Source organism: Secundilactobacillus similis DSM 23365 = JCM 2765 (assembly GCF_001311075.1).
GTDB lineage: Bacteria > Bacillota > Bacilli > Lactobacillales > Lactobacillaceae > Secundilactobacillus > Secundilactobacillus similis.
The window spans coordinates 23,257-37,169 of the sequence record NZ_BBAD01000007.1 but is presented as its reverse complement, the minus strand read 5'-3'; the positions used below and the strand labels follow the sequence as shown (position 1 = coordinate 37,169).

The window sequence follows — 13,913 nt, the reverse complement described above, 5'->3', positions numbered from 1 at the left end:
ACCATTCTACTCAGTTTCTCTCAACTACCCATGATACCCCAGCGCCATCCGCGCATACCGACTCATTCGTTGCGGGGTCCAAGCGGGCTCCCACTCCAAGTCAATTTTAACTGATTCGATCTCCGGCAGCTTTTCCAGCGCACTTTCGATCATGTTGGATAACACTTGAGTGATTGGGCAGCCCATGGTCGTTAACGTCATTCTAACCGTGGCCACGCCATCGGTCAAACTCATGCCGTAGATCAACCCTAGATTCACTAAGTCAACGCCTAGTTCTGGATCGATCACCGACTGCAACGCATCGATCATGCGGTCCTGTAAATCAGCGGCTTTGTCCGCCGCTTCAGCTGTTGCATTTTCCGCCATTGCGAACACCGCCCCTCATGGTTTAATCCTTGGTTTCGTCGTCGGCTTTGCCAAACAACTCGTCGGCGCCTAACATGACACCACCAGTGTTGGCTGAGGTTACCAGATATTGGTAACGGGCCAGGTAACCGAAGCGCACCTTAGGCTGGAATGGCTTCAATGACTTACGCCGTTCAGCAAATTCCGCTTCAGAAACGTCAACGTCCATCGTCCGGTTCGTCAGATCAATGGTGATCTTGTCACCGTCATGGATCAAGGCAATTTCACCACCGGCAGCGGCTTCTGGTGACACGTGACCAACACAGATCCCGTGAGTGGCACCGGAGAACCGGCCATCAGTGATCAACGCAACGGTTCGACCTAAGCCACGACCAATGATGTCTGAGGTTGGGTTCAACATTTCAGGCATCCCAGGGCCACCCTTAGGGCCTTCGTAGCGGATGACAACAACGTTGCCCGCCTTAACGGACCCGTTATCGATGCCTTCAACGGCTTCGTCATGGGAGTCAAAGCAGATAGCCGTCCCCACGAATTTGTGGATGTCAGGATCAACCCCGGCAACCTTGATAACTGACCCATCCTTGGCGATGTTGCCGTAGAGGACGGACAAGCCGCCTTCTTTAGAGTATGGGTTATCCAGTGGCCGAATAACTTCTGGGTTCAGCGTATGCGCACCAGCCACGTTTTCGCGGATCGTCTTCCCGGTCACAGTGATGCGATCTGGATGTAATGAGCCGTTTTCAATCAGTTCGTTCATGATGGCAGGAATCCCACCAGCGGCGTGCACGTCTTCCATGTTCCAAGCAGAAGATGGCGCAATTTTGGCCAAATGCGGTGTCCGCTTAGCCACTTCGTTGATTTCAGCTTCGCTGTAGTCAATGCCAGCTTCGTGCGCAATGGCAAGACCGTGCAAAACAGTGTTGGTTGAACCACCCATGGCCATATCCAAAGCAAAGGCGTCGTCTAGCGCTTCCTTGGTGATAATGTCACGTGGCTTCAAATCGTTCTTAACGTTGGTCATGACTTGGCGGGCAGCTTGGCGAACTAATTCGCGCCGTTCATCAGAAATCGCTAAGGCAGTCCCGTTGTATGGTAAGGCTAACCCGATGGCTTCCATCAAGGAGTTCATTGAGTTGGCGGTGTACATCCCGGCACACGAGCCACAGCTTGGACAGGCGTTTTGTTCCAATTCCAAGAAGTCTTCCTTGCTCATCTTGCCATCCTTGAAGGCCCCAACGGCTTCAAACACGGTGGACAAGTTAGCAGCCTTCCCATTTGGATCAAGGCCGGCCTTCATTGGCCCACCAGAAACGAACGCACATGGCACGTTGGTCCGTAATGACGCCATGATCATCCCTGGGGTGATCTTGTCACAGTTTGGCATGAATAACACACCATCAAACCAGTGCGCGTTGATCACCGTTTCAGCAGAGTCGGCAATGATTTCACGACTTGGCAGTGAGTAACGCATCCCAATGTGGCCCATGGCGATCCCGTCATCGACCCCAATCGTATTAAATTCGAATGGAATCCCACCCGCTTTGCGAATCTCTTCCTTCGCAATATCAGCTAATTCTCTTAAGTGCACGTGTCCTGGAACAATTTCTATGTAGGAGTTACAAATTGCAATAAACGGTTTTTTCATATCTTCGGGATTCTTAACCATCCCGGTAGCGTATAGCAGGCTCCGACCTGGTGCACGATCCACGCCGACTTTAATTTCGTCACTGCGCTTTTGCATGTCGTCACCGCTAACGGTGAAATTCAAGGTATCACTCATTGACATTAACCTCCGATATTCAATTAATTTGAACGCTAGTGAGCAAATTAGACCGCCCCCGATAACGTCCGATTATTAAAAATACTATCATCAAAAATTAATTTGTCAACCAGTGGTTTCCCGGTATCCGTGCTGTAATAGCCGTTTTTCTTATTGATTATCACATCATTTTCTCATACATATAGCTTTAAGGTTGACTATTGCGCACACGCTTTTTGGCCTTATTCGCCACTAAAAAAAGTTTTTCAATTTATTTTCAGACAAGCGAAATTACCGGTCAATCCTTTGATAAGTCTACGATTGGCTTGCACAAACATTGGTAAATGCTAAGCGAATTTATCATTTTCTCATTTACTTTTCATTTTCAGTCTGTTAAGCTACAACCATTCTAGTTATTCAAAGGACGGTGCAACCATGAGCCAAGCAACTTTAAACATTCAAATCATTAAGAAGATTGCCCAAATTATTATTATTTAGATTGCGGGTATTATTTGAATGCCCGCAAATTGCGGGCCCTGCTTGGACAGCCAAGGGCCAGATGGTTCTTGGCTTTTTTGTTGTTATCGGTTTGGATACGGGAAGGAGTCGTTTGTTTCACGTCACATAGTGTCATTGAATTACCCAAATACTTATTCAGGAAGGCGATATTATGCAAGAAACTGATGCTACAAGTGCCCTCACTAAGAAGGGCATCACACGAGATCCAGTTAAAACCGTTATTTTTGCGTCAATGATCGGGACGGCGATCGAATTTTACGATTTCTACGCTTACGGGACTGCCGCAGCGGCGTATTTTCCAAAGGTGTTCTTCCCTGAAGTCACACCCGTTATTGCCACGTTACTGAGTTTATTGACCTTCGGGGTGGCCTTCGTTGCCCGGCCTTTAGGGTCACTGGTTTTTGGTCACTTCGGTGATAAGATCGGCCGTAAAAACACTTTAATTGTCTCGCTATTATTAATGGGCTGCTCAACCGTTTTGATCGGTGTTTTGCCAGGATATGCCACGTTAGGCATCACTTCAGTTATTTTACTGTGTGCATGTCGGTTTATCCAAGGGATCGGCCTTGGTGGTGAATGGTCCGGTGCCGCTTTGGTGGCGACTGAAAATGCGCCAGCCAACAAGCGGGCCCTCTACGGTGCCTTCCCAGAATTGGGTGCGCCATTAGGTTTCTTCCTTAGTAACGGCTTATTCTTCATCTTGGAATCAACGTTGACCCCTGCTCAAATGATCAGCTTCGGCTGGCGGATCCCATTCTTGGCCTCAGCTTTGCTGGTTATCGTTGGTTTCTGGGTCCGGGAACGGATGCAAGAAACGCCACTGTTCCGTTTAGCACAAGAACAAAACAACGTTACCAAGTCGCCATTAACAACGGTCTTCAAGACCAGCTGGCGTCAATTGATCCAAGGCACCTTCATCGTTTCAGTAACTTATACGTTGTTCTATACTTTGGCAACTTGGTCATTGACCTACGCTACCACGACGTTAGGCTTTACCAACCGAGAGTACCTGTTAATGTTGATGGCCGCCGTTATCGTCTTTGCCGTGATGATCGTGATTGCCTCTCAATTTGCTGATAAATTAGGTCGGCGGCGCGTGTTGATCACCGCATCCGCTTTACTGGTCGTCTTCTCAGTTGCCTTCCCTTACCTGCTGCAAGGTAAACGAAACTTCGTTGGCGCCATGGCATTTCTCGTTATCGGCTTCATCTTGATGGGAACCGCCTTTGGCCCAGTCGGCGCAGTGTTGCCAGAACTCTTCTCAACTAAGGTTCGTTACTCAGGTGCCGGTATCTCATATAACGTTGCCGCCATCGTCGGTGCAGCCTTCGCCCCAACCATCGCGACTTGGCTCTCAACCAACTGGGGCATCCAATCAGTTGGTGCCTACCTCGGTATCATGGCCGTGGCTTGCTTGATTTCTTTGGTTACGATTAAGGAGACTAAGGAGGTTGATTTTACAAAGTAGAGAGAGTGTGGAGAGAGGCGTTTAGGGACTGGAGCCTAAGGGACTTCCGCCAGAATCCCCGGTTTTTGGGGATTGTGGTGGAAGTCCCTTAGGTGCAAGTCCCTGCCTCTCGGAACACGTTTAGGCTCGAGGACAGCATCGAGCCAAACCCTTAATACTAAGTAAAAATCCAACCCATCTAAAAGACGTCATCACGAAAATCCCCACAAAGGATCTTCACGATGACGTCTTTTTTATTTGCGCTCTATCAAATTCACTAATAATCCTATGCCACTACTTTCTAGCACTAACCCGCTCACAGACGGGTATTAAGTGCATTGCTGTCCTCAAGCCGAAACGAGTTCCACGAAACTGGGAACTATGTGTAAGGTAACTTCAGTAAAACCGCCAAGCCCAGGCGCTTTCACTAAAGTCACCTTACACGCCGTTCCCAAACCGTTTCATTCCACTCTCTGCTATCTTGGCAAAATCCGCTGCTTTGGATCCTCCGGCAAGGTCACTGGTGGCATTTTAATTACAAGGTGTTGGTTCGTTCTCAAAACAGCGTTCATTGGGTTGTTGTTCATCGGTGCGGTCGTTACAGTCATAAGGCAAGACATCCTTTCGTTATTGGCAGTTGCTTTTCTCTATCAACTTAATGACTCTAGTTTACCGAGGCGAGCTTAATGGCAACTTAACTGGAGCTTAACGTTAACTTAAATTGACTGTTTTGATTAGAAATGCGTGATTGGGGTTGGTTTGTAATGAGTAGGTACTTATCGGTACTTTTCAATTAAATCTAGTATTACGCCCTTTCTATTTACTATTTGGTTCTGGCGAGATTCTAACTGAAGCAAAGCGTTGCATATATAATGCGCCTCGATTTCCGTCCGGTTTCGGCGACGTGCTTTCCTGCTACGTTATTTTCGGCGCTTATTGAATTGGTCTTCTTGGGGTTCGTTTAATTTGGCTAACTTGTCAGCCTTTAACGCCTTCTGGCCACCGCGCCGAAACGTGCGAACTGAAGCAAAGAGTTGCATACAAGCGGCCCCTGATAAGACTACCCAAAAACCGGGTAGTCTTATCAGGGGCCGCTTGTACTCCACTCTTTAACCGCTTCAGTTCGCACTCTACGCCTTCTTATTCTTCATCAACCTTGCCTGATCCGCCAACGGACAGCCGACCTCCGAACAACTATGGCAGCCAGATTCGGCACCTTTTTTGAAGAAGCGTAAGTAAACAACTAAAATTACCGCAACCAAGATAAACGCTGCTAAGATAATTGTCGACATCGCCAAAACTCCCTTCGTTTGTCACCACTCGCGTTAGCTCAACGTTAACTCGGGTTCTGCTTGTTCTCGTTTTAAGAAGACACCGTAGATCATTAATCCCAACGCAATCGCGGCGATAATCAGCCGACTGGTGAGAAGTTCGCCGCAAACACTTGCGACCCTTGATAAATGACGACTGACGCCATGTAGGCCACTAAGGTTTGATACCCCACTGCCCGCAACGTCCAGCCCGTATCACCAAACTCCTTGTACATCGTCCCAATCGATGCAAAGCACGGGGCACACAGGAGGTTAAATACTAAGAACGCATAACCAGCCATCGGTGTGTACACTGTCCGGAGCGCCGTTGCAAAGGCCGCCTGATTACTGCCGGCGCCAAAGGTGATGTGCAAAACACCCACACAGTTCTCTTTAGCAACCAACCCAGCGATAACGGCTACGGTTGCGTGCCAATCGCCAAAACCAAGTGGCGCAAACAATGGTGCAATCAGTGAACCCAACGTCTTCAACATACTTTGATTCTGTCCCACCATTTGGAGCCGCCAGTTAAAGCTCGACAGGAACCAGATGCCCACGCAGGATAGGAAAATGATCGTCCCCGCCTTGATCACGAACGACCGCGCTCGCAACCAAACGCTTTGAACCATGTTAGTAAAGCGCGGTAAATGATAAGCGGGTAGCTCCATCACAAACGGCGCCGGCGCACCACTAAACAACTTCGTCTTCTTAAGGAAGATGCCGGAAAATACCACGCGAGAATGCCCATAAAGTAAGCTGATGGCGCCACCCAGGTATTTTGCGGGAAGAAGGTGCCACTGACCAGCGCGATAATGGTTAGCTTGGCGGAACACGGCATGAACGTCGTTAGCATGATTGTCATTCGACGGTCCTTTTCGCTTTCAATCGTTCGCGTCGCCATGATACCGGGAACGCCACAACCAGTCGCAATCAGCATCGGGATGAACGATTTGCCGGAGAGGTTAAACCGGTGAAAGACGCGGTCCATCACGAATGAGATGCGTGCCATGTAGCCACAATCTTCAAGGATGCCTAAACATAGGAATAGCATCATGATCTGCGGCAAGAAGCCTAGCACCGAACCGATCCCGTTGATGATACCATTCACCACCAAACTCTTCAGCCACGGTTGAATGTGCCACATCGTTAGCACGTTGGTGGCGAAATCCGGCACCCATTTACCAAACAGGACGTCGTTCATCCAGTTGCTCCCAATCGTCCCAACCGTTTGAATCGACAGGTAGTAGACGACCCACATGACGAACACGAAGATCGGTAACGCCAGAAACCGGTTCGTCACGATTCGGTCAACCCGGTCGCTCCACGACATTCGGAAATCATCCGCATCGATCACACACATGTTCATCACCCGCGCGATAAAGTCGTACCGCGCATTGACGACGATACTGTCACTCACATCATCGTAGATTTTTTCGGTGGTGTTGATGGTGGCCTCAATTTCGCGTTCCTGTTCCGGCGTTAACGTTAGGGTGCCACTGATTTCTTCGTCCCGCTCAAACAGCTTAATGGCGTACCAGCGCAGTTGCTTCGCCGGCACGACTTCACGAATTTGGTCACTAATCATACTGATGGCGGATTCTAGTCGGCATCATACTCCGGATAGCTATATTCCGGGATCTTCGTTGCTTCTAGCTGGTTGATCAGTTGCGGCATATGTTGCTTCTTCAGCGCACTAATGCTGACGACGGGAACCCCTAATATGTATTCGAGTTTCTTTAAATTAATTTTCCGGTTGCCCTCTTTTTGCAGGCGGTCCATCATGTTGAGTCCCATGACCAGCGGGATTCCCGTTTCCATTAGCTGAAGCGTGAGGTAGAGATTGCGTTCCAAGTTAGTCGCATCCACCACGTCAAGCAACCGGTCCGCTTGGTCGTTAAGCAGGTAGTTCCGGGTAATAATTTCCTCAGAACTATATGGCGACAGCGAATAGATACCGGGCAAGTCTTGAATTTCAATCTGATGATCTTGCTTTAGCTTGCCACTCTTTCGTTCAATCGTCACACCCGGCCAGTTGCCGATATGTTGGTTAGAGCCGGTCAACGCGTTAAACAACGTGGTCTTGCCACTATTTGGATTGCCTACCAAGGCAAGGGTCGTACTCATGTCCATTCGTCATCAACCTCCTCTAACAAAATGCAAGCGGCTTCCTGTTTACGTAAACTCAGTTTATAGCCCCGAACGATCAACTCGATTGGATCGCCCAGCGGTGCCACTTGCTTGATTTTGATTAACGTATTATTCGTCAATCCCATATCCATTAACCGCCGCCGTAACGCTCGGTCACCCAGAATTTTTCGAATGACTCCCGCCTGTTTAACGTGCAGGTCAGCTAAGGACTTTAATTTTACTGGGGATTTATCATCAACGTTTCGAACAACGATCCGCTGCGCAATATCGTTACTGATAGCCAAGCGTTGACCCTGGAAGTAGATCATCATCCAGAGCTATCCGTGGCTAACGAAATCACCGTCACGTTCTTCCCGGCAATCATGCCAATTTCCGCCAAATGCTTAACGAGTCGCGTCTCGCCAATCACTTGAACAATGATGTACTTTCCACGTTCCTTTAATTCAGATAAGGCCTTCACATTGTCACGTCCTTCTACACAGCAATTAATGACTTAAATATAGCATATTTTGGATATAATTTCACATTGTATTTTAATCTTAACATTCATTGGCATCCCTCGTAAAATAACCTTTATCAAATTGGACATATAATAGGAAGGTTTTGTTTTGAAAGTACAGTTGTTGGTAACCTAAAAAGTCCCGGCAAATCGCCAGGACGCTATGATTGTCGAATCATCGACCGCAACTATCCAAACTGTGCAAAGTAGGTTACGCATCACCCGTTTCCGCTGGCGTCATCAACAGATAACCCCAAGCGATTAACAACCCTACCGCTGGCACAACCACGGTGAACTCGCTCATCCACTGACGCAAAAATGCGACTAAGCCAGCGCCAATTGCGAAGGTTAACATAATCGTGCCAGTGCGTCGTAATTGCTGACTTGCCGCGGCATCATGGCGCCACGTCGCACTGAAAAAGCTATCAGCAAGTGTTCGCAGGTTCCCCGTCATCATTAACGGCGTGAACGGCCCTGCATTTAACCTTCTGAACTCCTGCAACTCAGCAGCGGCTGCGATTGACAACAACACCGTTGCGACCTGATCAGAAACCCACGGGCTGATGGCCGCACTGACTAGTAATAGCGCTGCCGCATAGAGCACGATCGTTTCCCTACGCGTCTTATCATGCGCCCCCAACCACGCATGTTCTTGAAGGGCGCGCACAATAATTGTCCCGATAAAGAACGCTGTCAACGATATCAAATAACGTCCACTGCCAGCGAAGTGACCCTGGCCTAATTGAACACCGAATAGAATTAAATTCCCCGTTTGCAATCCAGCAAATACTTCTCCGTGCTCAAGGTAGGAATAGGCATCAAGCCCACCTGCGGCCATGGTCAGTAAGGCCCCAAACGCTGTGCGTTCGTGCCAGACAATTTGTTTCACAATGATCACCTTCCCCTCAAAATGCTGCCCTATTGTAGCAGGAATCTGGAAAGCGAACAAATACTTTAGCTCAAAGAAAACCGCCCCATATTGCTGGTGTGACTGTGCATGCCAGGTGATATGGAGCGATTTTATTGTGTATTAGTTTGCGGTTATTGGTGTGAGTTGATTTGGCGTGTTTGAGGGCGAAGTTTAGGCGATGTGAGTAAGATGATGGTGGAAATATTTTTTGGCGATGACGTCTTGGGATGGTATGACCTATATCTAACATATTTCCGTGCACTGCGTTTCTGTCCTCGAGCCTAAACGTGCTCCACAAAACTGAAAACTGCACCTAAGTTACTCCCGACATAAAGCCGAAAACCAAGCCTTTCTGTCGGGAGTAACTTAGGCTCCGCTTTCAACCCGTTTTGTTCCACACTCTCTGCGTTTCTGTCCCCAAGCCTAAACGTGTTCCGAGAGGCAGGGGCTTGCACCCAAGGGACTTCCACCACAATCCCCAAAACCCGGGGATTATGGTGGAAGTCCCTTGGGCTCCAGTCCCTAACCGCCTCTCTCCACACTCTCTACTTTGGATACACCGCCAACCGATCTCCCTGCATCGTTACCGTTTGAATCGGCTTTTGATAAAAGTCAGAGAGCGTCTTTTCGTTTAAAATATCATGTCGCGCACCCTGATTGATGATTTCGCCATGCCGAAGTAACAGCACGTTTTGGAAGCATGGGAGCATTTCTTCTGTGTAGTGCGAGACCATTAATAATGCTGGATGATCCGGCATTTCGGCGATTTGGGCCACTCGTTTTAGTAATTCTTCGCGCGCAAATAAGTCGAGGCCGTTGCATGGTTCGTCCAAGATCAATAGTTGCGGATGGGCCATCATTGCCCGCGCAATCAAAATCAATTGGCGTTCCCCTTGCGAGAGGATGGCGTATGGGCGCCCTAACAGCTTAGCGCCACCCATGTCAGTTAACACCTGCCGCGCTTCATCGATGTCGGCCTGAGTAACTTCTTGATACACCCCAATACTGGCGAATTTACCAGATAACACGATACTTTCAACTGAATCGCCAGGATGCAGTTGATCCTGTAGCGCCGTGCTGACCCAGCCAACCTTAGTCTTTAATTCGGGAATGTTGACGTGACCAAAGACGCCACCTAACACTTCAAGGTGACCGCTAGTTGGCCATAAATCACCCTGAATCATCTTTAACATGGTTGTCTTTCCGGCACCATTAAGCCTAGAATGGCCCAATTTTCACCCTTCTTCACTTCCCAGTTGATGTGCTTTAAGATTTCTTTGTAGCCTTGACGGGCAACGCCACGGGTGACGGAGACGTCGTCAAATTTTAGGATTCGTTCCATTGGAGCACCTCTTTCGATAATGAGTTAGTTATGTAGGATTCCCGTCGTAGTTGGATGGCGGGAATGGTTTGTACTAGTCGTGCTTTTATTTTGGAGGAACTAGTTTTAGCTTTTTAGAGTACGTTGTGTGATGCTGGCGACGTGCTTTGCTGTTACTTTGTTTTCGGCGCTTGGTTGGCTCTGCGTTCTTGGGGTTCAGCTTCCACTGTGAAGTTTGTCTGCCTTAAGCTTCTTCTGGCCTCCGCGCCGAAACGTGCGAAATAAAACTGAGAGTTGCACCTAAGGGCGTCCCACCCAAAAGCCAGACCCGGGCCGTTCGCTTACACAAGGTGGTACCGGCAACGCGCTTTGCTATTACGTTGTTTTCGGCGCTTGGTTGGCTTTGACTTCTTGGGATTCAGTTTTCATTGTGAAGTTTGCCCACTTAAGTGCCTTCTGGCCTCCGCGCCGAAACGTGCGAAATAGGGCAAAGACCTGCACATAAGTGCCTTCCGCCTAAAAGCCCCAACGCCCTAGGGCTTTTAGCGGAAGCACTTATGCTCCGGTCTCTGGGCGCCCTATTTCGCACTCTAAAAAAAGAGACCCCAACCCAAACCTCTCTGGGTTCGAATTCGAATCTCTCTTTTATTAATCTAATTAACTCGCGAAAGGAATTAGATTAGTTTTCTGGCGTACTGTACTTGTCAGCTTCATTAACGAATGGCATGTGGGCACGGAGTTCTGCACCAACTTGTGACAATTGTGAGTTAGCTGAACGTTCACGCATCTTGTACAAGTCTGGGAAGCCGGCACGGTAGTCATCCATAAAGTTCTTGGCAAAGGTACCGTCTTGGATTTCCTTCAAAGCTTGCTTCATAGCAGCTTTTGATTCTGGGCCGATGACACGAGGTCCGATGACGTATGAACCGTATTCTGAAGTGTTTGAGCAATCGGCGTACATCTTGTTGAAGCCGCCTTCGTAGATCAGGTCACAGATCAACTTCATTTCGTGTTCAACTTCGAAGTAAGCCAACTGTGGTGAGTACCCGTCTTCAGTCAAGACTTCGAAACCAGTTTCGATAAGGGAAGTAACACCACCCATAAGGACGTTTTGTTCACCGAAGAGGTCTTCATCAGTTTCTTCCTTGAACGTAGTCTTCAAGAGGCCGGCACGAGCGGCACCGTTACCCTTGGCGAATTCCTTTGAAAGGTCTTCGGCATGGCCAGAGAAGTCTTGTTCGTAACCGTATAATGCGGGAACACCAAAACCTTCTTTGTAAGTACGACGGCAAAGGTTACCTGGCCTTTAGGGGCCATCATAACAACGTCAACGTTGGTAGGAGGAACGATTTCTTTGTAGTACACGTTGAAACCATGTGAGAAGCCTAATACGTTACCTTCTTCAAGGTTAGGCGCAATAGATTCTTTGTAAACGTCTGACATAACTTCATCAGGAGTTAACATTTGGATCCAGTCAGCTTGCTTGGCTGCTTCTGCTGGGGTGAATACATCGAAGCCGTCAGTCTTGGCAGCGTCAAATGACTTACCTGGACGAACACCGACGATAACATCGTAGCCTGAATCGCGTAAGTTGTTAGCTTGGGCGTGACCTTGGGCACCATAGCCGATAAACGCGATTTTCTTACCTTGCAAATAGTTAGTGGTAACATCTTTTTCGTACAACATTTCTACACTCATGTGAATTCCTCCGATATATGTAATGAATTTTTTATAATTGTGGTGCAACAGTGGTTAACAACCGCTGTTATATGAACGTTCCTGTGACCTTATACGCCTCACCTCCTTAAAGTGTGAGCGGGTAGTTACATGCCGATCATTTCGTTGTTCTTGTGACCTGGGGTAACCCATGGGTAGGCTTGTTCTGCGTCTGAAACTGGGACTTCAATTAAAGTCGTTGCTGGATCCGCAAAAATGTCCTTCATTTGAGCATCCAAGTCTTCATCCTTAGATAACTTGCGGTACTTTAAGCCGTACGCTTCCATTAACTTCTCAAAATCTGGTTGTTGATGGAATTCTGACCGGTAATAGTGTTGACCGAAGAAGGCGCCTTGCCATTGCCGAATCATGCCTAACACGTTGTTGTTTAACAAGAAGATCTTAATGTTAATGTCTTCGGTAGCAGCAACTTCGAGTTCTTCACTCGTCATCTGGAAGCCACCATCACCAACGAATAAGATCGTTTCCTTGTCAGGTCGAGCTAACTTAGCTCCTAAAGCGGCTGGTAAGCCATACCCCATTGTCCCAAATCCGCCAGAAGTGATGATTTGACGTGGTCGGTTAAATTGATAAGCGTGAGCGGCCCACATTTGGTGTTGGCCAACGTCGGTAACAACGGTTGCGTCACCGTTCGTTGCCCGACCAGCGGCAGCAATTACTTCTTCTGGATCAAAGGTATCAGGTTGATCTGCACCCTTTGCCCGATCAGGCTTCGTGCCCCGCCATTCGGCGGTAGTCTTGCGCCATTCAGAAGTGTCACCAGGTTGGGTATCGCTTGCTAAGATAGCTTTTAAAGCGGCCTTAGCGTCTGCATTTACCGCAAACTTGGTTTCGAACGTCTTGTTTAATTCTTTCGTATCAATGTCAATATGTAGAATTGTCTTGCCGTCCGTGTAGCCTGCTGGAGTTGGGACTAACCGATCATCGAATCGAGAACCGATGTTGACGATAAAGTCGGTTTCGGCTAACGCCATGTTTGATGCGTAGGTCCCGTGATGACCACCCATGCCTAAGAATAATGGATCGTCATCTTTCACGTTCCCTAATCCTAGTAAGGTTGAAACGGTTGGTAATTGCCATTTATGTATAAACTCATTGAATTCGTCGGTTGCTTCTGATAATGTGATCCCGCCACCGGCGATTGCAATTGGCTTCTTGGCTTGACTTAAAGCTTTCAATCCGGCTTCAAGCGTTTCAGTTGAGAAGTCTTGACCCTTTGCTTCTGGCTGCGCCTTCGCATCTGGATCAAATGTTGCTTCACCACCAAGAACATCCTTCGGTAAGTCGATCAATACTGGTCCTTTACGACCTTCTTGTGCGATTTCAAAGGCGCGCTTGATCGTTTGTTGTAATTCAGCAGCGTTCTTAGGTTGGAAGTTGGCTTTAACGATTGGCTTTGAAACGCCGATGATGTCAAGTTCCTGGAAAGCTTCAGTGCCTAAAACGGCGTGTCCAACTTGGCCAGTGAAAACAACTAATGGTACGGAATCCATCATGGCATCAGCGATACCGGTGATTGTGTTACTAGCACCTGGACCACTTGTGACGATAACGGCACCCGTCTTACCAGTTGCTTTAGCGTAGCCCTCAGCTGCATGTGTTGCGCCCTGTTCGTGACGAACGAGGATACAGTTGAAATCGTCATCGTACATGGCATCGAATAATCCTAAAATAACGCCACCTGGATAACCGAAAATTCTGTCTACGCCTTGTTGCTTTAAACTATCGACAAGGATCGCGGCCCTGATTCAACTTTATTTGCACACAATATTGATTCACATCCTTTCGAGATATCAAACCTAATCTCACGAAACGAAAATGAAAATTAGATTAACTTGTTGGTGTTGCGTTTGTGCTATGTGCTTCGTGATGTGTATTACTTTAACATCTCCGCGAG

7 protein-coding genes and 4 pseudogenes are annotated in these 13,913 nt (G+C 48.1%); 1 reads left to right on the top strand and 10 read right to left on the bottom strand.

Going from position 1 to position 13,913, the window contains the following annotated elements; genetic code table 11:
* Window positions 1–24: 24 nt before the first annotated feature.
* On the bottom strand, window positions 25–366 hold the full coding sequence (locus JCM2765_RS02710; protein WP_054733435.1) for a metal-sulfur cluster assembly factor: 342 nt from the start codon (window positions 364–366) through the stop codon (window positions 25–27).
* A 22-nt stretch (window positions 367–388) separates the two neighbouring features.
* Entirely contained in the window at window positions 389–2,146 is a 1,758-nt protein-coding gene (ilvD, locus tag JCM2765_RS02705) for a dihydroxy-acid dehydratase (RefSeq protein WP_054733431.1), read from the bottom strand.
* A gap of 649 nt (window positions 2,147–2,795) precedes the next feature.
* On the opposite strand from ilvD, the gene JCM2765_RS02700 reads away from it, so the two are divergent.
* Window positions 2,796–4,112, top strand: coding sequence for an MFS transporter (locus JCM2765_RS02700; protein WP_054733428.1), 1,317 nt, complete (start codon window positions 2,796–2,798; stop codon window positions 4,110–4,112).
* A gap of 455 nt (window positions 4,113–4,567) precedes the next feature.
* Here the strand turns inward: JCM2765_RS02700 and JCM2765_RS18655 are convergent, their stop codons facing one another.
* From JCM2765_RS18655 to ilvB, 8 genes and pseudogenes are all read right to left on the bottom strand, one after another.
* Window positions 4,568–4,699 carry a hypothetical protein gene (locus tag JCM2765_RS18655; RefSeq protein WP_263849298.1) on the bottom strand — a complete coding sequence of 44 codons (132 nt, stop codon included), beginning with the start codon at window positions 4,697–4,699 and terminating at the stop codon, window positions 4,568–4,570.
* Between the two features lie 522 nt (window positions 4,700–5,221).
* On the bottom strand, window positions 5,222–5,383 hold the full coding sequence (locus JCM2765_RS16990; protein WP_156301651.1) for a FeoB-associated Cys-rich membrane protein: 162 nt from the start codon (window positions 5,381–5,383) through the stop codon (window positions 5,222–5,224).
* 146 nt (window positions 5,384–5,529) lie between these two features.
* A pseudogene (feoB, locus tag JCM2765_RS02695) lies at window positions 5,530–7,030 on the bottom strand (ferrous iron transport protein B); the annotation flags it as partial.
* 491 nt (window positions 7,031–7,521) lie between these two features.
* Window positions 7,522–8,009, bottom strand: a pseudogene (locus JCM2765_RS02690) (FeoA family protein).
* A gap of 250 nt (window positions 8,010–8,259) precedes the next feature.
* Window positions 8,260–8,937, bottom strand: coding sequence for a YoaK family protein (locus JCM2765_RS02685; RefSeq protein WP_225351935.1), 678 nt, complete (start codon window positions 8,935–8,937; stop codon window positions 8,260–8,262).
* A 566-nt stretch (window positions 8,938–9,503) separates the two neighbouring features.
* Window positions 9,504–10,300: pseudogene (locus JCM2765_RS02680) on the bottom strand (ABC transporter ATP-binding protein).
* A 658-nt stretch (window positions 10,301–10,958) separates the two neighbouring features.
* Window positions 10,959–11,977: pseudogene (gene ilvC, locus JCM2765_RS02675) on the bottom strand (ketol-acid reductoisomerase).
* A gap of 125 nt (window positions 11,978–12,102) precedes the next feature.
* A complete protein-coding gene (gene ilvB / locus JCM2765_RS02670; protein WP_054733426.1) occupies window positions 12,103–13,764 on the bottom strand; it encodes a biosynthetic-type acetolactate synthase large subunit in 1,662 nt (553 codons plus the stop codon).
* Between the last annotated feature and the right edge of the window lie 149 nt (window positions 13,765–13,913).